The 25,482-nt window shown below is 71.8% G+C and carries 15 protein-coding genes; 12 read left to right on the top strand and 3 right to left on the bottom strand.

Features of this window, described 5'->3' with window-relative positions; translation table 11 throughout:
- Positions 1 to 84 precede the first annotated feature (84 nt).
- Together pepN (ABH941_RS19615) and ABH941_RS19610 are read left to right on the top strand one after the other, a co-directional pair.
- The gene (pepN, locus tag ABH941_RS19615; RefSeq protein ID WP_370130716.1) at positions 85 to 2,706 is read left to right on the top strand and encodes an aminopeptidase N; all 2,622 of its coding nucleotides are present in this window, start codon (positions 85 to 87) and stop codon (positions 2,704 to 2,706) included.
- A 272-nt stretch (positions 2,707 to 2,978) separates the two neighbouring features.
- On the top strand, positions 2,979 to 4,511 hold the full coding sequence (locus ABH941_RS19610; protein ID WP_370130715.1) for a PQQ-binding-like beta-propeller repeat protein: 1,533 nt from the start codon (positions 2,979 to 2,981) through the stop codon (positions 4,509 to 4,511).
- A gap of 3 nt (positions 4,512 to 4,514) precedes the next feature.
- Here ABH941_RS19610 and ABH941_RS19605 read toward each other — a convergent pair whose 3' ends face one another.
- A complete protein-coding gene (locus tag ABH941_RS19605; protein WP_370130714.1) occupies positions 4,515 to 5,189 on the bottom strand; it encodes an alpha/beta family hydrolase in 675 nt (224 codons plus the stop codon).
- Positions 5,190 to 5,296: 107 nt separating this feature from the next.
- Here ABH941_RS19605 and pepN (ABH941_RS19600) point away from each other — a divergent pair, with 107 nt between their 5' ends.
- Entirely contained in the window at positions 5,297 to 7,918 is a 2,622-nt protein-coding gene (gene pepN / locus ABH941_RS19600; protein WP_370130713.1) for an aminopeptidase N, read from the top strand.
- 34 nt (positions 7,919 to 7,952) lie between these two features.
- Here the strand turns inward: pepN (ABH941_RS19600) and malQ are convergent, their stop codons facing one another.
- Positions 7,953 to 10,199: a 4-alpha-glucanotransferase gene (gene malQ, locus ABH941_RS19595; protein ID WP_370130712.1), complete on the bottom strand. Its 2,247-nt coding sequence runs from the start codon at positions 10,197 to 10,199 to the stop codon at positions 7,953 to 7,955.
- Positions 10,200 to 10,479: 280 nt separating this feature from the next.
- Here malQ and ABH941_RS19590 point away from each other — a divergent pair, with 280 nt between their 5' ends.
- Both ABH941_RS19590 and ABH941_RS19585 read left to right on the top strand, forming a co-directional pair.
- On the top strand, positions 10,480 to 14,718 hold the full coding sequence (locus ABH941_RS19590) for a beta-N-acetylglucosaminidase domain-containing protein (protein WP_370130711.1): 4,239 nt from the start codon (positions 10,480 to 10,482) through the stop codon (positions 14,716 to 14,718).
- On the top strand, positions 14,715 to 15,095 hold the full coding sequence (locus ABH941_RS19585) for a YrdB family protein (RefSeq protein WP_370130710.1): 381 nt from the start codon (positions 14,715 to 14,717) through the stop codon (positions 15,093 to 15,095). Before ABH941_RS19590 ends, ABH941_RS19585 begins: the two co-directional genes overlap by 4 nt.
- 79 nt (positions 15,096 to 15,174) lie before the next feature.
- On the opposite strand, the gene ABH941_RS19580 is transcribed toward ABH941_RS19585, so the two are convergent.
- Entirely contained in the window at positions 15,175 to 15,744 is a 570-nt protein-coding gene (locus ABH941_RS19580; RefSeq protein ID WP_134005059.1) for an HNH endonuclease, read from the bottom strand.
- Between the two features lie 336 nt (positions 15,745 to 16,080).
- Here ABH941_RS19580 and ABH941_RS19575 point away from each other — a divergent pair, with 336 nt between their 5' ends.
- The 7 genes from ABH941_RS19575 (at position 16,081) to ABH941_RS19545 (ending at position 25,478) form a co-directional block, all read left to right on the top strand.
- A complete protein-coding gene (locus ABH941_RS19575) occupies positions 16,081 to 17,205 on the top strand; it encodes a mechanosensitive ion channel family protein (RefSeq protein ID WP_370130709.1) in 1,125 nt (374 codons plus the stop codon).
- A 952-nt stretch (positions 17,206 to 18,157) separates the two neighbouring features.
- Positions 18,158 to 19,387, top strand: a complete 1,230-nt coding sequence (locus tag ABH941_RS19570) for an ROK family transcriptional regulator (protein ID WP_370130708.1) — start codon at positions 18,158 to 18,160, stop codon at positions 19,385 to 19,387.
- A 129-nt stretch (positions 19,388 to 19,516) separates the two neighbouring features.
- Complete coding sequence (locus ABH941_RS19565; protein WP_370130707.1) at positions 19,517 to 20,893, top strand: extracellular solute-binding protein; 1,377 nt, start codon at positions 19,517 to 19,519, stop codon at positions 20,891 to 20,893.
- 90 nt (positions 20,894 to 20,983) lie between these two features.
- Complete coding sequence (locus ABH941_RS19560) at positions 20,984 to 21,982, top strand: carbohydrate ABC transporter permease (protein ID WP_370130706.1); 999 nt, start codon at positions 20,984 to 20,986, stop codon at positions 21,980 to 21,982.
- Between the two features lie 84 nt (positions 21,983 to 22,066).
- Positions 22,067 to 23,005: a carbohydrate ABC transporter permease gene (locus tag ABH941_RS19555; protein ID WP_370130705.1), complete on the top strand. Its 939-nt coding sequence runs from the start codon at positions 22,067 to 22,069 to the stop codon at positions 23,003 to 23,005.
- Positions 23,005 to 24,330 carry a 6-phospho-beta-glucosidase gene (locus ABH941_RS19550; protein ID WP_370130704.1) on the top strand — a complete coding sequence of 442 codons (1,326 nt, stop codon included), beginning with the start codon at positions 23,005 to 23,007 and terminating at the stop codon, positions 24,328 to 24,330. Before ABH941_RS19555 ends, ABH941_RS19550 begins: the two co-directional genes overlap by 1 nt.
- Complete coding sequence (locus ABH941_RS19545; RefSeq protein ID WP_370130702.1) at positions 24,321 to 25,478, top strand: N-acetylglucosamine kinase; 1,158 nt, start codon at positions 24,321 to 24,323, stop codon at positions 25,476 to 25,478. Before ABH941_RS19550 ends, ABH941_RS19545 begins: the two co-directional genes overlap by 10 nt.
- Positions 25,479 to 25,482 lie beyond the last annotated feature (4 nt).

Genomic DNA, 25,482 nt, shown 5'->3' with positions numbered 1-25,482 from the left:
ACAGTCCGGGGTTCACACCTGACCGAACCGGACAGGCAGCCACAAGCTCGCACGCCACCGCATGCACCAGTAGGGAGTACCGCAGTGCCCGGGACCAATCTCACCCGTGACGAGGCCCGCGAGCGGGCCCGCATCCTCAGCGTGGACAGCTACGAGGTCGAGCTCGACCTCCGCTCGGCTGTGCTGCCCGTGGCCGAGGCGGAGGGTGCAGGCAGGTTCCGCTCGCGCACGGTGCTGCGCTTCCGCTGCTCCGAGCCGGGAGCGGACAGCTTCGCCGACCTGCTGGCACCAGAGGTGCGCAGCGTCGTCCTCAACGGCACCGCGGTCGACCCTGAGCAGGTGTTCGACGGGTCCAGGATCGCCCTGCCCGGTCTGGCCGAGAGCAACGAGCTGGTCGTCGAGGCCTTCTGTGCCTACAGCCGCACCGGCGAAGGGCTGCACCGCTTCACCGACCCGGTCGACGGCGAGACCTACCTCTACACCCAGTACGAACCGGCTGACGCGCGACGGGTGTTCACCACCTTCGAACAGCCCGACCTCAAGGCGCCGTTCAGCTTCACGGTCACCGCGCCCGCGCACTGGCAGGTGTTCTCCAACTCCCCCGCCGGCGGCGACCCGGTGGCCGTGGAGTCCGGCCTGACCTGGCAGTTCGCCCCCACCCCGCGGATCTCCAGCTACATCACCGCGGTGGTGGCCGGTCCGTACCACGTGGCCCGTGACCACTACACCCGGCTGCTGCCGGACGGCCGCCGGCTGGAGATCCCGCTGGGCGCGCTCTGCCGGGCCTCGCTGGCGCAGTACTTCGACTCCGACGAGATCTTCACGGTCACCAAGCAGGGCCTGGACTTCTTCCACCAGGAGTTCGACTACCCCTACCCCTTCGGCACGTACGACCAGGCGTTCGTGCCCGAGTACAACCTCGGCGCGATGGAGAACCCGGGCCTGGTCACCTTCCGCGAGGAGTACGTCTTCCGCTCCAAGGTCACCGAGGCCGCCTACGAGGGCCGGGCGAACGTGATCCTGCACGAGATGGCGCACATGTGGTTCGGCAACCTGGTCACCATGCAGTGGTGGGACGACCTGTGGCTGAAGGAGTCCTTCGCCGACTTCATGGGCGCGTTCGCACAGGTGGAGGTGACGAAGTACCAGGCGGGCTGGATCACCTTCGCCAACCGCAGGAAGACCTGGGCCTACCGGCAGGACCAGCTCCCCACCACGCACCCGGTCACCGCCGACATCCGCGACCTCGAGGACGCCAAGCTCAACTTCGACGGCATCACCTACGCCAAGGGCGCCGCGGTGCTCAAGCAGCTGGTGGCCTACGTGGGGCGCGACGCCTTCTTCGAGGGCGCGCGGCGCTACTTCAAGCGCCATGCGTTCGGCAACACCACGCTCGCGGACCTGCTCGCCGTTCTCGCGGAGACCTCCGGGCGGGGCGGGGAGGCCATGGCCGCGTGGTCGCGGGCCTGGCTGGAGACGGCAGGCGTCAACGCCCTGACGCCGCAGCTGGTCACGGACTCGACCGGGACCGTCACCGCGTTCACGGTGCTGCAGGAGGCCGCGGTCGAGACCCCGACGCTTCGGCCGCACCGGATCGCGGTGGGGCTGTTCGACCGGGACCCGGTCAGCGGGGCGCTGGTGCGAACGCACAAGGTCGAGCTGGACGTCACCGCCGGGGCCAGGACCGAGGTGCCGGAGCTGGTCGGGCTCCCCCGCCCGGCGCTGGTGCTGGTCAACGACGAGGACCTGACGTACTGCAAGATCCGTTTTGACGAGGCGTCACTGGCCACGCTGCGGGAGTCGCTGGGTGAGCTGGAGGATCGTCTGGCCCGGGCGCTGAGCTGGTCCGCGCTGTGGAACCTGACCAGGGACGGGCTGATGCCGGCCCGCGACTACCTGGAGATCGTGCTGCGGTTCGCCGGCCGCGAGAGCGACATCGGTGTGCTCCAGTCGCTGCACCAGCAGGCGCGCACGGCGCTCGACCTGTATGTCACGCCCGGCGCGCGGGACGAGTGGTCCGCGCGGCTCGCCGAGGGCGCGCTGCGCGAGCTGCGGGCCGCAGAGCCGGGCGGCGACCACCAGTTGGCGTGGGCGCGGTTCTTCGCGCAGACGGCCGGGTCGGAGTCCGACCTGCAACTGGTCCGGGGGCTGCTGGCCGGGACCGCGCGGATCGACGGCCTGGACGTCGACCAGGAGCTGCGCTGGACGCTGCTGCACACGCTGGCCGCAGCCGGGGCGGCCGACGAGGCGGCGCTGACCGCGGAGCTGGCCCGGGACGACACCGCCAGCGGCAAGCGGCTGCTGACGGTCTGTCTGGCAGCGCGGCCGACGCCGGAGGCCAAGGCGGCGGTGTGGCGGGAGGTCGTCGACTCGGACCAGCTGCCGAATGCGCTGGTCGAAGCGCAGATCACCGGGTTCCAGTCGGCGGCGGGCACGGGGCGGCGGGAGCTGGTGGCGCCGTACGCCGAGCCGTACTTCGAGGTGCTGGAGAAGGTCTGGAGCGAGCGGTCGATCGAGATCGCGCTGCGGATCGTCAGCGGGTTGTTCCCGAGGCTGGTGACGACGGAGGCGACGCTGGAGCGGGCGGACCTGTGGCTGCGGGAGCATGCGGCTGCGGCGCCGGCGTTGCGGAGGCTGGTGCTGGAGGGGCGGGATGATCTGGCGCGGGCGTTGCGGGCGCAACGGCGGGATGCGGCTCGGGGGTAGGGCGCGGGAGGGGAGTGGGGGTGCGGTGGATGGGCGAGTGACCGTGGGGGGTGGTTGCTCGCGCAGTTCCTCGCGCCCCTAGGGTGCTGCCTAGTTGAGGCGTCGAGGGAAGGGTGTACGGGGGAATGGCGGACAACGTGGCGGGGCCAGGGGCCGACGGTCGGGGTGTTGACGGTTCGTCGAACGTACCGCCGCCGCCTGGGTATGCGCCGACGCAGACCTATACGCCCGGGGTGCCCCAGCAGGCGCCGCCGGGCTCGGCGGATGGCGGGATGGCGTACGCGCCGACGCAGACGTACAACGCCGGTGGGGCCCCCGGGACTCCGCCGCAGCAGCCCGCGGCCTGGCCGGCCGGCGGGGCGACCGGGGCGTACCCGTCGGTGCAGCACGGGGGTTACGGCTATCCGCAGCCGCAGACGCCGCAGGCTCCTCCGCCCGTCTACCCACAGGGCTACCCGCCGCAACAGCAGGGATATCCGCCGCAGCAGGGCTATCCGCAGGGGTACCCGCAGCAGGGGTATCCCCCGTACGGCTACGCGCCGCCGCCCCCGCCGCCGCAGCGGAAGCTTGGTGGGGGTGCGATCGCCGGGATCGTCGCCGGTGTCGTCGTCCTCGCTTCCATCGCCGTGGTCGGGGTGATGATCGTCAACGGCGGCGGCAAGAAGAACGGCTCGACGCTGTCCAAGGCGTGGTCGGTGCCGGCCTTCGGCTCCGACGACAGGCTGATCGGCTCCTGGATGACCAGCACCGGGCTGGTGCGGGCCAGTTCGTCGGGCGGCGTCACCTCCTACGCCATCGCCGACGGCAGCAAGAGCTGGACGCTCACTCCGCCGTCCTCGGCCGCGACGCCCTGCGCCATGTCCCCGACCACGACCGCCGACGGCATCGGGACCATGGCCTTCGGCAGCGACGCCAACTCCTGCTCGGTCTTCGCCGGGGTCGACTCGCACACCGGGAAGATTCTCTGGACGTTCCCGCTCACCAGTGCGACCGACTCGGTCGCGATGGCGGCGAGCACCTACATCCAGGGCTCGGTGGCCACCATCGTCAGCGGCGACCGGGTCGGCGGGTTCGACACCGCGACCGGCAAGCAGGTCTGGGGGCTCAAGCCGCGCGGGAACTACTGCAACGAGTCGTCGGTGGCGACGACCGGCATCGTCCTGGTGGACGACTACTGCGCCGACGTCAGCCCGTCGTACACGCTGACCGCTGTCAACGCCGCCACCGGCGAGCAGATGTGGCGCAAGACCGAGAGCGACCACACCACCATCAGCAGCCTGCTCAACGGCTCGCCGCTGGTCAGCGTCCTCTCCACCAGCGGCGCCGCCTCGCTGCACGTGTACGACGGCAGCGGCAACAGCACCGCGACCCTGGCGGCCCCCAATCTGAGGCTGAACGAGTACCACGAGGTGACCGCGTCGCTGCCGGGGCAGCTCCTGGTGGTGCAGGGCGAGGAGGACCTGAGCTCCAGCAACGGCAGCACGGCCGGGAACATCGTCGCCTTCAACCTCGCCACCGGCGCCGAGGCGTGGACCTACGACGGCGAGAGCAACCACGGCGCGCTGCTGGCCCAGTCCACCGGGGACGGCAAGCTCTACGCCCTGTCCACCGGGACCTACAGCGGCTCACCGCACTTCGTCAGCCTCGATCCGGCGACCGGCAAGTCCACCGTGCTGGGCGCGCTGCCGTCCGACACCAACGGCTGGACCTTCTCGGGCGGGATGCTCTACGCGACCTCCGACGGCGGCCTCATCGCGCTGAGCAGCTACGGCGACGAGGCCGCGGTGTCCAAGTACCACAAGTAGCCCCTACTGGACCGTTCGCACCTCCGGGCCGAGCGCCCACTCCGCCACCGCGTCGGTGATCCGGGCCAGCAGCTGCTCTCCGCTTACCGGGGCCGACTTGAGGACGGCGAAGGAGTGGTTGCCGTAGGGGAGCGCAAGCAGCCGCTGGTGCGCCGGGAGCGGCGGGAAGTCGGCCCCGCCGCCGAAGGGGTCGGTGGCGCCCTGGACGACCAGGACCGGGCGCGGGCAGGAGAGCAGCTCCTCGGCCCGGCTGCGCTCCGGCTTGCCCGGGGGATGCAGCGGGAAGGCCAGCGCGAGGACGGCGTCCGCACCGGCCTGTTCGGCGGTGCGGCAGGCGACCCGGGCGCCGGCGCTGCGGCCGCCGCTGATCAGCGGGATGTCTGCGGCGGGGCCGGCCCGCAGGTGGGCGAGGACCGGCAGCCAGCCGGCGTCCAGGGTCTTCGGGGCCGGGGCGACCCGCTTGCCGGCCACCCGCCAGGGCTGCTCCACCAGCGCGATGGTCACGCCGAGCGGCGGCAGGGCGGCGGCCAGGGCCCGCAGGTCGGGTGCCTCGATCCCGCCTCCGGCGCCGTGCCCCAGCGCGAGCAGGGCCAGCGGGCGGGCGGTGCCCGCGGGGTGGGTGGTGATCCGGGCGTCCCCGGCGGGCGTGCTGACCAGGGTCTGGCTCACGGCGTTCATGGGGGAACCCTAGATCGACGGCGTTCGCCGTGCGCGGAGGCACGGTCGGCGGTCGGTGCGACATGGGAGGATGCCGGGCAGACACCCAGACGAAGGAGTCATGCAGCGTGCCTGGCACCAACCTGACCCGTGAGGAGGCCCGTACCCGGGCCCAGCTCCTCCATGTGGACGCGTACGAGATCGAGCTCGACCTGAGCACGGCCGCCGACGGGGGCACGTTCCGGTCCACCACCGTGGTCCGATTCAGCGCCACCACTCCGGGCGTTTCCAGCTTCATCGACCTGGTCGCACCCGGTGTGCGCGAGGTCGTCCTGAACGGCGCCGTGCTGGACCCCGCCGACGTCTTCCAGGACAGCCGGATCGCACTGCCGTCGCTCGCCGCCGAGAACGAGCTGCGCGTGGTCGCCGACTGCGCGTACTCCAACACCGGCGAGGGCCTGCACCGCTTTGTCGACCCGGTCGACAAGGAGACCTACCTCTACACCCAGTTCGAGGTGCCGGACGCCCGGCGCGTGTTCGCGTCGTTCGAGCAGCCCGACCTCAAGGCGACCTTCCGGTTCACCGTCACCGCCCCGACCGGGTGGAAGGTGATCAGCAACGAGGTCTCCCCCGAACCGGAGAAGGGCGCGACCGCGGGCACCGAGGTGCACCGCTTCGCGGCCACCCCCCGGATCTCCACCTACATCACCGCGCTGATCGCCGGCCCCTACACCGGTGTCTTCGACAGCTACCAGGGCGCGGGCGGCCAGAGCGTGCCGCTGGGCGTCTACTGCCGCCCCTCGCTGGCGCAGTACCTGGACGCCGAGGCGATCTTCGAGGTGACCAAGCAGGGCTTCACCTACTTCCAGGAGAAGTTCGACACGGTCTACCCGTTCAGCAAGTACGACCAGCTGTTCGTGCCGGAGTTCAACGCCGGCGCGATGGAGAACGCGGGCGCGGTCACCATTCGCGACCAGTACGTCTTCCGCTCCAAGGTGACCGACGCGGCCTACGAGGGACGCGCGGCGACGATCCTGCACGAGCTGGCGCACATGTGGTTCGGCGACCTGGTCACCATGGAGTGGTGGAACGACCTGTGGCTGAACGAGTCCTTCGCGACCTTCGCCGAGGGCATCTGCCTGGCCGAGGCGCCCGGGACCAAGTGGCCGAACTCGTGGACCACCTTCGCCAACCAGATGAAGACCTGGGCGTACCGGCAGGACCAGCTCCCGTCCACGCACCCGATCATGGCCGACATCAACGACCTGGAGGACGTCCAGGTCAACTTTGACGGCATCACCTACGCCAAGGGCGCCTCGGTGCTCAAGCAGCTGGTGGCGTACGTCGGCCAGGACGCCTTCTTCGCGGGCGTGCAGGCCTACATGAAGCGCCACGCCTGGGGCAACGCCCGGCTCAGCGACCTGCTGGGCGCGCTGGAGGAGACCTCGGGCCGCGACCTGGCCTCCTGGTCCAAGGCCTGGCTGGAGACGGCCGGGATCAACATCCTGCGACCCGAGCTGGAGGTGGACGCCGACGGCGTGCTGACCTCGTTCTCGATCCGCCAGGAGGCCCCGGCACTGCCCGCAGGCGCCAAGGGCGCTGTGCTCGATGATGCGGCTCCGCCGCGTGGCGTCCTGCGGCCGCACCGGATCGCGGTCGGCATGTACGACCTGGACGCGGACGGCGCGCTGGTGCGCGCCGAGCGGATCGAGCTGGACGTCGACGGCGAGCTCACGGCTGTGCCGGTGCAGGCCGGACGCAGGCGCCCCGCCGTGGTGCTGCTGAACGACGACGACCTGTCCTACGCCAAGGTGCGCCTGGACGCCGGGTCGCTGGCCAACGTCACCGCGCACATCGCCGACTTCACCGAGTCGCTGCCACGCGCCCTGTGCTGGGCCTCCGCCTGGGACATGACCCGCGACGGCGAGATGGCCACCCGGGACTACCTGACCCTGGTGCTCAGCGGCGTCGGCCGGGAGTCCGACATCGGCGTGGTCCAGTCGCTGCAGCGGCAGGCCAAGCTGGCCGTCGAGCTCTACGCCGACCCGGCCTGGCGGGCCGAGGGCCTGACCCGCTTCGCCGACACCGCGCTGGAGCTGCTGCGCTCCTCCGAGCCCGGCGGGGACCACCAGCTGTCCTGGGCGCGGACCTTCGCCGCGCTGGCGAGCACCGGCGAGCAGCTGGACCTGCTCGCCGGGCTGCTCGACGGCAGCGCCGGCGTCGAGGGCCTGACCGTCGACGACGAGCTGCGCTGGACGTTCCTGGAGCGGCTCTCCGCGACCGGCCGCGCCGGCGAGGACGCCATCGCGGACGAGCTGGTGCGCGACAACACCGCGGCCGGGTTGCAGCACGCGGCGACCTGCCGGGCCGCGCGCCCGACCGAGGCCGCCAAGGCGGCGGCCTGGGCCGCGGTGGTGGAGGCCGAGACGCTGACCAACACCGTCCAGGACGCGGTGATCGCCGGCTTCGAGCAGACCGACCAGCGGGAGCTGCTGGCCCCCTACACCGCGAAGTACTTCGCCGCGATCAAGGGCATCTTCGAGGAACGTTCGCACGAGATGGGCCAGCAGATCATCGTCGGGCTCTACCCGTCGCTGCAGGTCGAGCAGGCGACCCTGGACGCCACCGACGCCTGGCTGGCCTCCGCCGACCCGGCGCCGGCGCTGCGCCGGATGGTCGTCGAGTCCCGCGCCGGCGTGGAGCGCGCCCTGCGCGCCCAGGCCGTCGACCGTGCGGCGGGTCAGCGCTGAGCTGTCACAGTGACAGTTCCGAGCTGACGACTGCTCAGCTGTAGTTGGACTCCTGTCCCGGCCCCTGCTCCCCCACCGCTTCCCCAAGGCGGGGGGCGGGGGCCGGCTCGTTCATGACGGCGGTGAGGGCGTCGGTCCTGGGCGAGGCGGTGACCTGCTCCAGCGAGGCCGGACGGCCCTGGGCGTCGGCGAGCGGGAGGCGCCAGTTGGGGTACTCGCTGGAGGTGCCCGGCAGGTTCTGCGGACGGGGGTCGCCCAGGGTGTCCGGGAGCCAGACGCCCAGCAGCCGGGCCGGGGTGCGCAGCAGATAGCGGTGCAGCGCGGCGACCGCCTCGGGGACGACCTCGCCCTCGGCCGGCTCGGCGAGGTCGGCGGCCGGTCCTTCGCCGTACGGGGAGACCGAGAGCAGCCCCTCCCCCGCCAACTCGCCGAGCCACTCCTCGACGTCCGACTCGGCGTCGGCCTGCTCCTCCGCGAGCGGACGGGTGAGCAGGCCCAGCCGGTGCCGCAGCTCGACGTGCTCGCCGCTGAGCCGGGAGGCGGTGCTGGGGAGGTCGTGCGTGGTGAGGGTGGCCAGGCACTGCTCGCGCCACTGCTCCGGCGGCAGCGGGGTGCCCTTGGCGTCGTCGCTGTAGTCGCGCTCGAACCAGAGCACCGAGGTGCCGAGGATGCCCCGGTCAGCGAGCTGCTCGCGGACGCCCGGTTCGACCGTGCCCAGGTCCTCGCCGATGACGACCGCACCCGCGCGCTCGGCCTCCAGGGCCAGGACGCCCAGCATCGCCTCATGGTCGTAGCGGACATAGGTGCCCTCCGTCGGCGGGCGGCCCTCGGGCACCCACCAGAGCCGGAACAGGCCCATGACATGGTCGATCCGCAGCGCGCCCGCATGCCGGACCACGCCACGCAGCAGCGCCGCGAAGGGCTCGTAGGCGGCGTCGGCGAGGGCGTCGGGGCGCCAGGGCGGGAGGCCCCAGTCCTGGCCGCGGGCGTTGAAGGCGTCCGGGGGCGCGCCCACCGAGATGCCGGTGGCCAGGCAGCTCTGCAGGGCCCAGGCGTCGGCCCCCTCGGGGTGGCAGCCGACCGCGAGGTCGTGGATCAGGCCCACCGGCATCCCGGCGCCGCGGGCGACGGACTGGGCGGCGGCGAGCTGATCGTCCACCAGCCAGGCCAGCCAGCGGTGGAACTCGACGCGTCCGGAGAGATCGGACGCCGCCCGGCGGACCGCGGCCGAGCCCGGGTCGCGCAGCCCGGCGGGCCAGGAGCGCCAGGCCGGACCGTGCACCTCGGCCAGCGCGCACCAGGTGGCGTAGGCGTCCAGGCCGGCCCCCTCCCGGCGGAGGAAGGCCCGGTAGGCGGCCTCCCGACCGGGGCTGCGGCGGACCTGGTGCAGGAGTGTCAGTGCCTCGTGCTTGAGTGTCCAGGTGGCGTCGCGGTCGATCAGTCCGTCGCTGAGCAGCACCGCGTCGCGCAGGGCCGCGCCGTGCCGGGCCAGCTCGTGGACCCGGTCGCGGGCGGCCGCGTCGAGGTAGGGGTACTCGGGGACGGCCTCCACCCGCAGATGCACCGGGTCGGCGAAGCGACGGGAGGAAGGACGGTAGGGAGAGGGGTCGGTCATGGCCCCCGGAGTGGCGGGCAGGCCCGCGTGCAACGGGTTGACCTGGACGAACCCGGCGCCGTGGGCATGGCCGGCCCACTGCGCCAGATCGGCCAGGTCGCCCAGGTCGCCCATGCCCCAGGAGTGTTGCGAGAGCACGGAGTAGAGCTGGGCCAGGAAGCCCCAGCTGCGCTGCCGCACGCCCGGCAGCCGGGCCGGGGTGACCAGCAGCGGGGCCGCCGAGGCGCGGCCGTTGCGGCGGGCGCACAGGGTGTGGCGACCCGGGGGGAGGTCGCCGGGGATACGGCCGGTGGCGGGACGGTGGTCCAGGTTGCGCGGCGGGTGGCCGTCCGAGAACTCGATCCAGACCTCGGCGTCCATCGGGACGGTGAGGTCGTGCGGCTGGCCGACCCGGGTGACCACGACCCGCGGCAGCAGCCGGGACGCGGTGCGGCGGTGCAGCGCGTCCAGGGCCCGGGCGGCGGCGTCCGGGGTGGAGGCGTCGACGTCCAGCGCGGCCAGGACCGCGACCAGGGTGTCGCCGGAGACGGCGGCACGCCCCTCCGGGCCCTCCCGGACGGAGTCGACACCGTGCGCGCGGGCGAGCGCGAGCAGCGCGGGGCCGGCTGCGCCGGGCTCGGCGGATGCTGACGGCACGTCGGCGGGTACGGGGGCGGCAGTGGCCACGGAGGCTCCTCGGCGCAGGGAGGGAGGTGGGGCACGGGCGGGCGGGGTGCGGGTGAGCGGGTGCGGGCGGGCGGAGTGCGGGCGGGTCGGGCACGGGGGCGAGCACGCGAGTGCTGCTCAGCCTCCTACCCGGGTAAGGGGTACAACGACACCGGGTGCGACAGGGTTCACCCTCGGATCGCGGGCCGGTCGGAGGGAGGACGCGATCGTTGACAGTGGACACGGCTCTCTGATGGTCTTAGCCCCGCCCACCCACCGACCGCAGGCACCAGGAGACCGCGTGGACCACCGGCCTTCCCTCCCCGCCACCGTCGGCAGCGGCCTGCGGCGGCAGTTGGAGCAGAGCGCCGCGCTCCAGTCGGTGGTGTACTCGGGACCCGCCCTCAGCGCTCGGCGCACCGCGGCCCGGACCGCGCGGCGGCTGGCGCCGACCACGGCGGACCGACTGATCTCGGAGTTCAAGGGCACCGAACCGCTGCTCGACCGGGTGCGCGTCGCAGCGGGCCGGACCCGGCGACGCGGGGCGGCGCTGCGGGCCAGCGCGGCACTGACCGTGGCGGCCGTGGTGGGCGGGATGGTGGCGGCCGGACCGCAGACCGCACTCGCCGCGGCCCCGTCTGCGGGGGCGACCGCGGGTGCGGGTGCGGGTGCGGCGCGTACGGCGACGACGAGTGCGGCGGCAACGGTGAAGACCGGAACGCCGATCTACCCGCGCCCGCAGTCTCAGGAGTCCTACGGCGCGGCGGTGACCGTACCCGCGCGGGTCGAGCTCGTGGTCGCGCCGAAAGCCGACCCCGGCGCCCTGCAGCAGGTGCGCACCGCTCTGACGGCGGCCGGGGTGCGGCAGATCGACGAGTCGACCGCGACGGCCACGACCGACCCGGTGCCGGGCAGCCTCACCGTCTACGTCGGCGGGCTGGCCGAAGGAGCCGGCGGCGCCACCGACCGCGCCCTGCGCGGGATCGCGGCGTCCGGTGGCGTGGAGGAACCGCTGAGCCCGGCCGGGCTGCCCGCCGGCGGCTACGTCCTGGCAGTGGGTCAGCGGCAGGTGGCCGGGGGCACCGCGGGCACCGCCGTGCTGGCCGGGGTCGACGCCGACGGCACCTACAACGCGGCGCAGTCGCTGCGGCAGCTGTTCGTCACAACCGGAACGGGGACCGAACTCCCCGGCGTCCGGGTCAGCGACTGGCCGACGACACCGGTGCGCGGCACCGAGGAGGGCTTCTACGGCACTCCCTGGACGGCCAGGCAGACCCTGGACGAGGTGGACTTCCTCGGGCGCACCAAGCAGAACTACTTCCTCTACGCCCCCGGCGACGACCCGTTCCGCTCCTCGCGCTGGCGCGAGCAGTACCCCGCCGACCAGCAGCGACAGCTGCGGATGCTGGGGCAGGCGGCGTCGCTGAACCATGTGACCCTGGGCTACGGCCTCGCCCTGGGCGGCTCGGTCTGCTTCAGTTCGAAGCAGGACCAGGACGCGCTGATCAGCAAGCTGGAATCACTCTGGGCGCTGGGCTTCCGCTCGTTCCAGCTGCAGTTCCAGGACAGCAGCTTCAGCCACTGGCACTGCGAAGCGGATGTGGCACAGTACGGCCGGGGCGCGGCCGCGATGGCACAGGCCCAGAGCGACCTGGCCGCGGTGGTGCTCAAGCGCTTCCTCGCCGGGCATCCGGACGCGGCCCCGCTGACGCTGCTGCCGACCGAGTACTACCAGGACGGCGCGACGCCCTACCGCACGGCGCTGGCCAAGGACCTGGACCCGTCGGTACAGGTGGCCTGGACCGGCGTGGGGGTGCAGCCCACGACCATCACCAGCAGTCAGACGACCACCGCCGCCCAGGCGTTCGGGCACCCGCTGATCACCCAGGACAACTACCTGGCGAACGACTCCACCCCGGACCGCCTCTACCTCGGTCCCTACACCGGCCGGGACAGCGGTGTGGCCATCGGTTCGGCGGCGCTGCTGGTCAATGCGATGCAGCAGCCGGTCATCTCGCGGATACCGCTGTTCACGGCGGCCGACTTCGCCTGGAACCCGACCGCCTACGACGCCCAGGCGTCCTGGCGCGCAGCGGAGCAGGACCTGGCGTCGGGGCAGCCGAAGGCCGCGGCGGCGCTGGCGGCACTCGCCGGGAACAGCGCCTCGCCGGCGCAGAACCTCGCACCGCAGGCGGCGAAGACCGGCGACTTCCAGGCGAGTGGGACGCAGACGGATCTGACGCCGACTCCGGACCAGGAGGAATCGGCCTATCTGCGTCCGCTGCTCAGCGCCTTCTGGTCCACTCTGGGCGGCAAGGGCTCCGCCGCCGCGCTGCGGGCAGCCTTCACGACGATGGCGCAGGCGCCTGCCACTCTCACCGCCGACGCCCCGGCGGACTCGGGCGGCAGCGACGTCGCGGCCGAGGACGGCGACTGGCTGGCCCAGCTCGCGCTCTACGGCCAGGCCGGACAGACCGCCGTGGACATGCTCACGGCGCAGCGCTCCGGCGCCGGCGCCGCGGCCTGGGGGGACCAGCTGGCGCTACGTCAGCTGATGCAGCAGCTGGCCCAGTCGGACGCGACCATAGGGAGCGGGGTGCTCGACGCGTTCCTCAAGCGGGCCCTGGCGGCGTCCAACAGCTGGGCGGGGCTGGGCGGCTCCCCGGCGATCCCGACCGGCACCCTGGGCACCGCGCAGGACCACGACCCCTCGCTGATGGTCGACGGCGACCCGAGCACCTACTACTGGAGCGACGCGCCGCCGCAGGTCTCCGACACCATCGGCGTGGACCTGGGCAGCGCGCAGCGGGTCGGCACCGTCTCGGTGCAGATGGGCTCGGGCGACAGCGGCCCGGCGGCCGAGGACTACCTGCACGACGCGGTCCTGGAGTACTCGACCGGCGACGGCGGCTGGCACACCGTCGGCACCTACTACGACCAGAAGACCATCGAGGCGACCCTGCCGGCCGGCGCCACCGCGCGCTATGTGCGGCTGCGGGCGACGGCGACGCAGAGCAACGCGGTGGCGGTGCGCGAGTTCACCGTGACGGCGCCGAGCACCACGCTGACTGCGAGCGGCGGCCCGGTGGGCCAGCCCGGATTCGCGGTCTCGAATGTGACGGACGGTGATCTCACCACCGCGTACAAGGCGGTGGCCGCGCCGCAGGCGGGGGACGGGCTCACGGTGACCCTGGGCACCGCGCGGGCGCTGAACCGGGTCGTGGTGCTGACCGATCCGACGGTGGCGGCCAAGGGCTGGATCGAGGTGCACCAGCTGCCGACGAAGACGGCGACGGCTACGGCGGGCAAGGCTACGGCGGGCAAGGCTACGGCGGCGGGAAAGACTGCGGCGCCGGGGAAGACTGCGGCGCCGGGGAAGACCGCGAGTACCAAGGCTGTGACGCCGGCCGCGCCTGCGACCGGATGGGTCCGCCTCGGCCCGCTCAGTCCCGGCTACACCGAGCTGGCCACCGACCCCCGGGCCGACATCGACCAGATCCGCCTGGTCTGGGCCGCCGGCAGCCCCGCGCCGGTGGTCAACCAGGTGGTGCCCTGGTATGCGGGCACTCCGGCGGCCGCGCTGCAGCTGCCCGACCAGAGCGTCGACGTCGAGGCGGGCGGCGCCGCGGTCGACCTGACCGGCGACCTCCAGGCGCTGGGCTTCTCCGGAGCCTCCGGAACCCTCGCTGCCGAACTGCCCAAGGGCCTCAAGGGCCTGGCCGTGACCACGTCGGGAGCGGTGGTGCTGCCACGCGGCGGCACTGCGGCGACGGCCGTGCACATCACCGCAGCCGCCGGTACTCCGCTGGGCACGTACGCCGTGCCGGTGGTGTTCACCCCGACCGCGGGCAGTCAGAAGATCAGCAGGACCGTGCAGGTGCATGTGTATCCACGCACCTCCGGCCCCGATCTGGCACTCACCGCCACCGCTACCTCCTCCGGCGACGAGAGCTCGGCCTTCCCGGCGAGCAATGTCAACGACGGCGACGCGACCACCCGCTGGTTCTCCCCGGCCAAGGACGATGCCTGGGTCCAGCTGGAGCTTGCGCAGCCGGCCACGCTCGGCGCCGCGGTGCTGCACTGGCCGGACATCTTCCCGGCGCAGTACCGCATCGAGACCTCGACCGACGGCGTGACCTGGACCACGGCCGCCACCGTGCTGGACGGTCAGGGCGGCGACGAGACCGTCCACTTCAATGCCGCGAATGTCCGGTTCGTGCGGATGCAGGGAGTGCAACGGGCGACCCGCTTCGGCTACTCGCTCTTCGGTATCGAGCTCTACGCCGTCGACGGGAGCCAGTCCACGGGCGCCTCCGGATCCTCGCCGACCGGTCCCGGCGGAACCGCCTCCGTGGCACCGGGCGCCGGTGCGAGCACGACACCGTCCGCCTCGCCGACTGCGACGCCGTCGGCCGGCTCCTCGCCGACGCCCACGACCTCGACGCCGCCCACCACCAGCCCGACCGGGGCGGGCGGAGCGACGACCGGCGCGAGCCCCAGCGCGTCGGCCGGCACGCCGACTCCGGGAGCCGAGGGGTGACCCCCGTCCCCGGGCCGGTGCACGCGGTGAACGAGGGCCTTGCCTTCCTGCTGGAGCTGGCCGCCTTCGCGGTCCTGGCCTGGTGGGGTTTCAGCGCCGGGAGCGGGCTGCCGGTGCACCTGCTGCTCGGGCTCGGCACGCCTGTCGCGGCGATGGTGCTGTGGGGGCTGATCGCCGCGCCCAAGGCGAGGTTCCGGGTGCCGTTGGCCGGAGTGCTGCTGCTGAAGGCGGCGGTCTTCGGCGGCGCGACGGCCTGCCTCGCCGTGCTCGGTCACGGCGGGTGGGCGATCGCCTTCGGCGCCGTCGCCCTGGTCAACACCGTGTTGGCGACAGTGGACCGCAACGCGCTGTTCCACAGCCGGCGCGCCGACGTGTGACGGGACAGCAGCGAACCCTCCGTCACCGGCCTGGGCGGGTGACGAAGGGTTCGATGTGGGAGCCTCGCCGCTGCGACGGCTAGGCAGACAGTCGTTCGGTCGGTGCCTCCGGTTGAGGGACGTCGGGGGCGACGTGGGAGACCTCCTCACGGGAGCCGTAGGGCTCCAGATAAGGGCGCCAGCGGGGGTCCCGGTGGCCGGTGCCGATGATCCGCCAGGCGAGGCCGCTGGGCGGGGCCGGTGGTCGCTTCATCCGCCAACCGAGGTCGGCGAGGTGGCGGTCGGCCTTGACGTGGTTGCAGCGGCGGCAGGCCGCCACCACGTTGTCCCAGCGGTGCTGCCCGCCCCGGCTGCGCGGCACGACGTGGTCGACGCTGGTTGCGACGGCACCGCAGTACACGCACCGGCCCCCGTCGCGGGCGAAGAGCGCACGGCGGGTAAGCGGAACAGGACCACGAAAAGGGACCCGCACGAAGCGGGTCAGTCGAACGACGGACGGCGCCGAAATGGCGCTGGTGGCGCTATGCATAAGTACCCCGGAGTCCTCAAGGCTGACAGCCTTCTTGTCGAGGACCAGAACGAGGGCGCGGCGCATCGATACGACGCCGAGTGGCTCGTATGACGCGTTGAGGACCAGGACATGCGGCACGAGGGCCTCCCTTTACGCCGACGGCGCGTGGCTCGCGCCGGGACGAGCACGCAGTCCGGATGGACTCCGTACCGGTCACACATGGTTCACTTCACGATCTCCCCTCAGTGTCGCCGTAGGCCTCCCCGCAGCGCCACTAAACCGGAAGAACAAGGGCAGTGTGTCCTGCCCCACATCCTTCATGCCCCGGATCATCACTCGCTGCACTTCCTGCCTGACGGGGAGGCATCTTCGTACCTCCGAACGGCGTGCGGGAGGTTCGCTGAACGCTGCGGGAGGGCTGTGGGAGCGCTGCGGAAGGAGGGAGGGTGGGGTAACCCTCGGTAGGGTGTGGTGATGGCTACGCAGACTCCCTCTCCCACCCCGTCGGCTCCCACGATCGACGACGCGACGAAGAGCGCAGGTCAGGCCGTCGGCTACCTCAGCAGCCACTGGGAAGGCTGGGTCACCGGCGGAGTGAAGATCATCTTCATCCTGGTGATCGCACTGGTCGTGCGGGCGGTGATCCGCACCATGATCAGCAAGATGGTGACCCGGATGGCCCAGGCCCACCGCGAGAACCAGCCCGCGCTGATCACGAACCTGCTGGAGAACGCGGAGCGCCGCAAACAGCGCTCGCAGGCGATGGGGTCGGTGCTGCGCAGCGTCGCCTCATTCCTGGTCCTCGGCACCGCCGCGCTCACCGCGCTGTCCGTGCTGGGCATCAATCTGGCCCCGCTGCTGGCCAGCGCGGGCGTGGCCGGCGTCGCGATCGGTTTCGGCGCGCGCAACCTGGTCACCGACTTCCTCTCCGGCGTGTTCATGATCCTGGAGGACCAGTACGGCGTCGGAGACCAGATCGACACCGGCGTCGCGTCCGGGACGGTGCTTGAGGTCGGCCTGCGGGTGACCAAGCTGCGCGGCGACGGCGGCGAGATCTGGTACATCCGCAACGGCGAGGTGAAGCGGATCGCCAACATGAGCCAGGGATGGGCCACCGCGACGGTCGAGGTCCCGCTCGGCTACCACGAGGACCTGCACCGGGTGGAGGCGCTGATCCTGACCGCCTCGGAGGAGATGGCCAAGGACGACCCCTGGACCGAGCAGCTCTGGGAGCCGGTGAAGGTGCTCGGCGTGGACTCGCTGGGCTCGGACACGGTGGTCGTCAAGGTCGCCGCGAAGACCATGCCGGGCAAGGCCACCCCGGTGGCACGGGAGCTGCGCCGCCGGATCAAGACGGCGCTGGACGAGAACGGCATCCAGGTCGGGACGGTGTCCGTGCCTACGGCGAGGATCGGTGACACGGGGGCGGGATCAGCATCGGCATCGGCATCCGCATCGACGGACATCGCCGCCCCGTCGGCGCTGGGCGACCCCAACTCGGCCCAGTCACGCGCAACCGCTGCGATAGCGCCGACCCCGGCGACGGTCGCGCAGGCGGAAGCGAACACCCGGCAGCCAGGGCACGAGGACGGGCGGTAGCTGGGCGGGGCGCGCGGCGCGCCCGGGGGAGGCGGGGCGCCGCCGTGGGCTTCGGCGGGATCCCTCTCGCTGCCGAGCCCCCGTCCCGCCCCCGTCTCCGACGTGCGCGTTCGCTCCCGCTGAAGCACCGTCACCTCCCTGGGGCACGCCGATCCGTGCCTGGCTGGGGTGGCTCGGCTCCGCCTCGCGGCAACCACGAGGAGCGGGGGCGGTCGGCGGGGCGTGCGTTGCCGGGCGGCGCGCCGGTGCCGGGCTGCAGAAACGTTCATTCGGGCCGGATTGCCTGTGCTGGGGGGAGTTACAACCACACTGGGGTGAATTACACCCATATATGGTTGCTACGCCCCCCAGCGTGGGTGTAACTCCCCCCAGCTAACCCAAATGGGGGATACAGTCGCCCCGCCCCGCGCCCCTGGCGAGCGCTCCGCGCGGACCCAGGCCGCCCCCGGCCCCTGTCGCGCATGGGGTATCCCCTGCACGAAGTGCTTGGGGAGGGAGCCGCTTCGGTCCGGGCGCGAGCCCGGGAGGCGGCGCCCAGCACGCCCCACCACACGCTGCCGTTGCAACCGTGGAGCGCCACCCCCGCCCACCGCCAAACACTGCGCGCCAGAGCCCCCCACCCCCCGCCCCAGTTGCCGGCGCGAAGCGCCTTCCTTCCGGGCGGAGCCCGGGAGACGGTGGGCAAGGTCGCGGCACGGGGGTTGCCGTTGCAGGCGTGGGGCGGGGTCCCGCCCCCAGGTAACGCTTCGGTTTCCTGGGCGTTCGAGCGCCCTCGGGCCATTGACACGCTCTCGTCGGGGGCCGTACGTTCCTGCCCATAGTTAGGAAAGTTTCCTAATAGTTCATGCGTGGGTCGAAGTCGGCAGAGTGTGCGACGGGACGTAATTCTCCTCCGAACGCTGGAGTATGTCTCCCGTCCCCCGGTAGTTCGGTGTGAGGAGTGAAGAGGCAGATGTCCGCCACAGGCCACAGCAGCAGCAACGGCAACGGAGTGACCGGCGGCAGCAATCCCGGGCAGCCGGGGACTCCGAGCCTGCTGCGCGCCATCAACGACCGGGCCGCGCTGGAGCTGCTGCTGGAGCAGGGGCCGCTGTCGCGGAGCCAGCTCGGCGGGCTGACCGGGCTGTCGAAGCCGACCGCTTCGCAGTTGCTGGCGCGGCTGGAGAGCGCGGGGCTTGTGGTACCGGTCGGCACCACCGCGGGGCGGCCGGGGCCCGGGGCGCAGCTGTACGAGATCAACCCCGAGGCCGCCTTCGTCGCCGGGCTGCACGTCAACCCGTGGCGGATCCGCGCCTCGGTCGCGGACATCACCGGTCAGGTCGTCGGCGAGTACCGGCTGGCCACCCCGGGGCGGCATGCCGCCGGGACGGTCGAGCGGGTCCGCGAGGCCGTCTCGGGGGCCGCCGAGGCCGCCGGGCTGGATCCGGCGGTGCTCGGGCAGGTCGTGATCGGCACGCCCGGCGCGTTGGACCCGACCACCGGGAAGCTCCGCTACGCCCCCCACCTGCCGGGCTGGCACTCGCCGCGCCTGCTGGCGGAGCTGACCGAGGGGCTGGGCGTCCCGGTCGCGCTGGAGAACGACGTCAACCTGGCCGCGGTGGCCGAGCAGCGGGTCGGGCAGGCCCGCGGGGTGGACGACTTCGTCCTGCTGTGGGTCGAGGACGGGGTCGGCGCGGCGGTCGTGCTCGGCGGAAAGCTGCACCGGGGCCACACCGGGGGCGCGGGCGAGGTCGGCTACATGCCGCTTCCGGGCGCGCCGCTGGTCCGGAACGTCCGTCGGGAGAACGCCGGCGGATTCCAGATGCTGACCGGCGCCCCCGCCGTGCTGGCGCTGGCCAAGGAGCACGGCATCGGCGCACGGACCGCGGCGGAGGCCGTGGCCAGGGCCGTGGAGGCGGCGGAGCGGGGCGACGACGCCATGCTGGCCGCGCTGGCGCGGCGGCTGGCGACCGGTCTGGCCGCGATCGTCGCCGTGGTGGACCCGGAACTCGTCCTGCTCAGCGGTGACATTCCACAAGCGGGCGGGGAGCGCCTGCGCTTCCTGGTCCAGGAGGAGCTGACCGGTCTGGCCGTGTCCCGGCCGCGGCTGGGGATCAGCACCGTCGAAGGCTCACCGGTTGTCGTCGGGGCGCTGCAGTCGGCGCTCGCGACTGCCAGGGAGCGCGTTTTCAGTACCCATTGACCACTGGTAACCGACCAACCACCCCACCCCCACGAATTTCCTCGGACCGGCGCGCGGCGCCGGGGCCGTGGATCAGCACACCCAGACGCAGCACCAGCCAGGTCCACACAGCAGCACTGGAGGAAACCCGTGACGACCTCTCCCTCCGAGAGAATCCGCAGCGCCGGCTTCCGGCGTGCCACCGCCGCGTTCGCCTGTACCGCCGCCCTGACCCTGACCGCCGCGGCCTGTACCGGCAGCAGCAACGCCGGTTCGGCCGGCAATGTCGGCAGTTCGTCCGCCCCGGTGACCATCACCTTCTGGCACGGCTGGAGCGCCCCGAACGAGCTCAAGGCGATCAACACCAGCATCGCCGCGTTCGAGGCGGCCAACCCCACCATCAAGGTCAAGGCCGTCGGCAACGACACCGACGACAAGGTCAACCAGGCGCTGCGGGCCGGCGGCGACAACGCGCCCGACGTCGTTTCGACCTTCTCCACCAACAACGTCGGGCAGTACTGCAGCAGCCACGCCTTCGCGGACCTGACGCCGTTCATGAAGGCCGACGGTCTTGACCCGGCCAAGACGTTCCCCAAGTCGATGCTGGCCTACACGAACTACAAGGGTGACCAGTGCGCGCTGCCCGAACTGGGCGACGCCTACGGCCTCTACTACAACACCGACATGTTCAAGGCCGCCGGAATAGCCTCCCCGCCGAAGACCCTGAGCGAGTTCGACGCCGACGCGGTCAAGCTGACCAAGGTCAGCGGCAGCGGGTACAGCCAGCTCGGCTTCATGCCCAACTTCCACGGCTACGAGAACCAGTCCGAGCACCTGATGGGCCAGTGGGGCCCGACCTACTTCACCGCGGCCGGCAAGTCCAACGTCGCCGCCGACCCGGCCTTCACCCAGATGCTGACCTGGGAGCAGAGCCTGGCCCAGAAGCTGGGCGGTTTCACCAAGCTGGAGAAGTACCGCAACACCTTCGGTGACGAGTTCAGCGCCAAGAACCCCTTCGAGATCGGCAAGGTCGCGATGGCGATGGACGGTGAGTGGCGGGTCTCGATGATCAAGAGCGACGCCCCCGACCTGCACTACGCCACGGCGCCGTTCCCGGTCCCGGACGCGCTGGCCAGCACCTACGGGCGCGGCTACCAGACCGGCACCATCATCGGCATGAACGCCAAGAGCACCAAGCAGGCCGCTGCCTGGAAGTTCCTGAAGTTCATGACCACGGACACCAAGATGCTGGTCCAGTTCGCCAACGCGATCTCCAACGTCCCGAGCACCTTCGCGTCGCTCCAGGACCCGGGGCTGGACCACTCGGCGCAGTTCCAGACCTTCCTGAACGTCGCCAACAACCCCGACACCAACACCACTCCGGCCACCGTCAACGGCGGCAAGTACCTGACGTCCATTCAGAACTTCGAGTACGACTTCGAGTCCGGCAAGGCGTCCAACCTGCAGGCCGGGCTCAAGGGCCTGGACACCACCATCGACAACGACCTGGCGCAGGCCGGCCAGTAGGACGGAGGACACCGGGGCCGGTGTCCGCGAGGGCACCGGCCTCCTCCCCCACTGCTCCCCCAACCGTCCTGACCTGGTGGTGACACTCAGATGGCAACCGTCCTCGGAATCGGCAGGGGCTCGCGCGGCTCCGGCAGCGCAGCGAGCCTGCCGGTTCCGCCCGCCCTGCGCCGCAAGCGCCGCAAGGAGCTGTCGACCGCGGTCGGCTTCCTCTCCCCCTGGCTGATCGGCTTCGCGGTGTTCTTCGCGTATCCGCTGATCTCCACCGTGTACTTCTCCTTCACCCACTACGACGGCTTCAACGCGCCGACCTTCGTGGGCTTCAAGAACTACACCTACATCCTCACCAAGAACGCCGACTTCTGGCAGGCCGCCCGCAACACCGCCTGGCTGGTCGTGGTGATGGTCACGCTGCGCACCGTCTTCGGGCTCGGCATCGGGCAGTTGATCGTCAAGGTGCGCAGCGGGTCGGGGTTCTTCCGCACCGCGTTCTACCTGCCGTACCTGGCCCCGCCGGTGGCCGCGACCATCGGTTTCGCCTTCCTGTTCAACCCCGGTACCGGTCCGGTGAACCACTTCCTCGGCGACGTGGGCCTGCCGCAGCCGGGCTGGTTCACCAGTCCGACCTGGTCCAAGCCCTCGCTGGTGCTGCTCACGCTGTGGGGCATCGGCGACCTGATGGTCATCTTCATGGCCTCGCTGCTGGACGTGCCGACCGAGCAGTACGAGGCGGCGTCGCTGGACGGGGCCAACGCGTTCCAGCGCTGGCGCTACGTCACCCTGCCCAACATCACCCCGATCATCATGTTCGCGGTGGTCACCGGGGTGATCCAGACCATGCAGTTCTACACCCAGGCGATCGTCGCGGGGCAGGTCGCCTCGGGCGTGGTCGGCAACTCCGGGCAGCAGTTCCAGCCCGGCTACCCGAGCGGCTCCACCTGGACGCTGCCGCAACTGGTCTACAACATCGGCTTCCAGAACTTCGACTACGGCTCCGCCTGTGTCATCTCGATCATCCTCTTCGTGGTCGCGATGGCCTTCACCGCCCTGCTCATGCGCCGCCGGGCCGGTCTCGTGGGCGAGGACTGAGCTGTGTCCAGCAGAAGGCAGCTGTCCTCCCCGACGCCGCAGTTCACCGAGCCGCAGTTCCCCGAAAGGACGGGTCCCCCCACCATGAGCGACACAGCAGTCCAGACCCCGGGCGAGACCCCCGGGAGCGCCCCGGTCACCGTCCGGTCCCGCAGCGGGGTCCCGTCCAGCTCGGACGCGGCATGGCGCAAGGCCAAGCGGCAGCGGCGACTCGAGTGGATCGCGGTCCACTCGATCGCGATCACGGTGGCGCTGATCTTCATCCTGCCGTTCGTCTTCCTGTTCCTCACCTCGGTGATGACGGACAGTCAGGCGCTCACCACCAACTTCTGGCCGCAGCACTGGGTCTGGAGCAACTACCGGACCGTCTTCAACGTCCCCGGCTTCGGCACCTGGTGGAAGAACACCATCGAGTACGCGGTGCTGGGGACCGCGCTGACGGTGCTCTCCTCCGTGCCGGTGGCCTACGCGCTGGCCAAGTTCCGCTTCCCCGGCCGCCGTCTGGCGATGCTGCTGGTCATCTCGATGATGATGCTGCCGCCGCAGGTCATCATCATCCCGATGTACCTGTTCTGGGCGAAGCAGATGCACCTGGACGGCACCCTGTGGCCGCTGATCATCCCGATGGCCTTCGGGGACGCGTACTCCATCTTCCTGCTGCGCCAGTTCCTGCTGACCATCCCCAAGGAGTACCTGGACGCGGCCAAGGTCGACGGCTGCGGCGAGGTCCGCACCCTGCTCAGGGTGGTGCTGCCGATGGCCAGGCCGGCCATCTCGGCGGTCGCCCTGTTCCAGTTCTTCTCCTGCTGGAACGACTACTTCGGCCCGCAGATCTACGCCTCCGACAACCCCTCGGCCTGGACCCTCTCCTACGGGCTCCAGTCCTTCCACGGGGCGCACCAGACCAACTGGAACATGACCATGGCAGCCACCCTGCTGGTCATGGCACCGGTGATCGTCGTCTTCTTCTTCGCACAGAAAGCCTTCATCGAAGGCGTGACACTGACAGGGGTCAAGGGCTGATGAGCCGCACCACCACGACAAGCCCGCCCACCTCCGGCCTGCTCAAGCTCGTCGTCGTCGGCGGCGGGTCGACCTACACACCGGAGCTGATCGACGGGTTCGCCCGGCTCCGGGACACCCTGCCCATAGGCGAGTTGGTGCTGGTCGACCCGGCCGCGGACCGGCTGGAGCTGGTCGGCGGGCTGGCCAGGCGGATCTTCGCCAAGCAGGGGCACGCCGGCGCCATCACCACCAGCACCGACCTGGACGCCTCGGTGCAGGGCGCCGACGCCGTGCTGCTGCAGCTGCGGGTCGGCGGCCAGGCCGCGCGCAACCAGGACGAGACCTGGCCGCTGGAGTGCGGCTGCATCGGCCAGGAGACCACCGGCGCCGGCGGCCTCGCCAAGGCGCTGCGCACGGTGCCGGTGGTGCTGGACATCGCCGAGCGGGTCCGCCGGGCCAACCCGGACGCCTGGATCGTCGACTTCACCAACCCGGTCGGCATCGTCACCCGCGCCCTGCAGACCGCAGGCCACAAAGCCGTCGGACTGTGCAACGTCGCCATCGGCTTCCAGCGCAGGTTCGCCGGGCTGCTGGGCGTCGTGCCGGAGCGGATCAGGCTCGACCACGTCGGGCTGAACCACCTCACCTGGGAGCGCGGCGTCCATCTGCTCGACGAGCCGGGCGGCACTGCCGGCCGGGACGTGCTGCCCGAGCTGCTGCAGCGGTTCGGCCCGGAGATCGCCGAGGACCTGGAGCTTCCGCTGTCGCTGGTACGGCAGTTGGGCACGGTGCCGTCGTACTACCTGCGCTACTTCTACGAGCACGACCGGGTGGTGGACGAGCTCAGGGTCAAGGGCTCGCGCGCCTCCGAGGTCGCCGCGATCGAGCGGCAGCTGCTGGAGATGTACGGGGACCCGAACCTGGACGAGAAGCCCGAGCTGCTGGCCAAGCGCGGCGGCGCGTACTACTCCGAGGCGGCGGTGAACCTGGTCGCCTCGCTGCTCGGCACCGGGTCCCCGGCGGGGGCGGTGCAGGTGGTCAACGTCCCCAACAACGGCACCCTGCCGTTCCTGCCGGACGACGCCGTGATCGAGGTCCCCGCCACGGTCGACGCCACCGGTGCGACGCCGCTGCCCGTCCCCGCCGTCGAACCGCTGTACGCCGGGCTGATCGCCCATGTGACGGCCTATGAGCAGCTGGCACTGACTGCGGCGCTGCACGGCGGGCGGGACCGGGTCTTCCAGGCCCTGCTGGCGCACCCGCTGGTCGGCCAGATCGACCTCGCCGACGGACTGACGGACCGTCTGATCGCGCACAACCATGAGCATCTGGCATGGGCGTGACCACGATCGACGAGCGGCCGACTACCGGTACGGAGAGCGGAAACCCAGTGGGGCAGCAACAGGTGAGTGACGAGGAGAGCACCGTCGGCAACCCGCTGGGGGCCGGCAGCATCGGGGCGGTGGGGCGCGAGCTGGTCCCCGGGGTGCTCGCCGTCGACGCCGGGAACAGCAAGACGGACGTGGCCCTGGTCAGCGCCGACGGGCAGGTGCTGGGCACCGCCCGCGGCGGCGGTTTCGTCCCGCACATCGTCGGCAGCGAGGTCGCGGTGGCCGGCCTGGCGCCACTGGTCGCAGCGGCCGCCGCTGACGCCGGTTTCGACATCAGCTCAGGTCAGGGCCCGCTTGCCACGCATGTCTCGGCCTGTCTGGCCAACGCCGACCTGCCGGTCGAGGAGCAGCTCCTGCAGGAGCTCATCGCCGGCTACGGCTGGTCGCGGACCACCGTCGTCGCCAATGACACCTTCGCGCTGCTGCGCTCCGGCACGGACGCCCCGCGCGGCGTCGCCGTGGTCTGCGGCGCGGGCATCAACTGCGTGGGGCTGCTCCCGGACGGGCGCACCGCACGCTTCCCGGCCCTCGGCATGATCACCGGGGACTGGGGAGGCGGTGGCGGCCTGGCCAACGAGGTCATGTGGGCCGCCGCCAGGGCGGAGGACGGGCGCGGGCCGCATACCGCGCTCGCCTCCGCCGCCGCCGCCCACTTCGGCCTGGAGACGGCGCTGGCCGTGGCGGAGGCGGTACACCTGGGCAGCCTGGCGGAGGCCCGGCTGCACGAACTGGTCCCGGTGCTGTTCGCCGCCGCCGAAGCGGGGGACGCGATCGCACTGGAGCTGGTGGACCGTCAGGCGGACGAGGTGGTCCGGCTCGCGGTGGTCGCGCTGCGCCGCCTGGACCTGCTGGACTCCCCCGCCGACGTGGTGCTGGGCGGCGGGGTGCTGGCCTCCCGTCAGCCGCTGCTGCTGGACGGCATCAACGCACGACTGGCCGCGGACGCGCCGAAGGCCGTGCCGCGGATCGTGACCACCCCACCGGTGGTGGGCGCCGCCCTGCTGGGCCTGGACCACCTCGCGGCGGCCGGCCTGGGCGGCGCGCCCGGCGCGCAGGAACGCCTCCGCGCCTCCTACGCCCTGCGGCGGGCGCGCGCATAGGCAG

Source organism: Streptacidiphilus sp. EB103A (assembly GCF_041261405.1).
Lineage (GTDB): Bacteria > Actinomycetota > Actinomycetes > Streptomycetales > Streptomycetaceae > Streptacidiphilus.
This window is presented reverse-complemented; position numbering and strand designations above follow the sequence as displayed.

Bases quoted from the DNA above. Each gene is read 5' to 3' on its own strand.
- ABH941_RS19610 (WP_370130715.1), top strand. From the start codon at position 2,979: ATGGCGTACGCGCCGACGCAGACGTACAACGCCGGTGGGGCCCCCGGG.
- ABH941_RS19605 (WP_370130714.1), bottom strand. From the start codon at position 5,189: ATGAACGCCGTGAGCCAGACCCTGGTCAGCACGCCCGCCGGGGACGCC.
- ABH941_RS19575 (WP_370130709.1), top strand. From the start codon at position 16,081: ATGGCTACGCAGACTCCCTCTCCCACCCCGTCGGCTCCCACGATCGAC.
- ABH941_RS19570 (WP_370130708.1), top strand. From the start codon at position 18,158: ATGTCCGCCACAGGCCACAGCAGCAGCAACGGCAACGGAGTGACCGGC.
- ABH941_RS19560 (WP_370130706.1), top strand. From the start codon at position 20,984: ATGGCAACCGTCCTCGGAATCGGCAGGGGCTCGCGCGGCTCCGGCAGC.
- ABH941_RS19555 (WP_370130705.1), top strand. From the start codon at position 22,067: ATGAGCGACACAGCAGTCCAGACCCCGGGCGAGACCCCCGGGAGCGCC.
- ABH941_RS19550 (WP_370130704.1), top strand. From the start codon at position 23,005: ATGAGCCGCACCACCACGACAAGCCCGCCCACCTCCGGCCTGCTCAAG.
- ABH941_RS19545 (WP_370130702.1), top strand. From the start codon at position 24,321: ATGGGCGTGACCACGATCGACGAGCGGCCGACTACCGGTACGGAGAGC.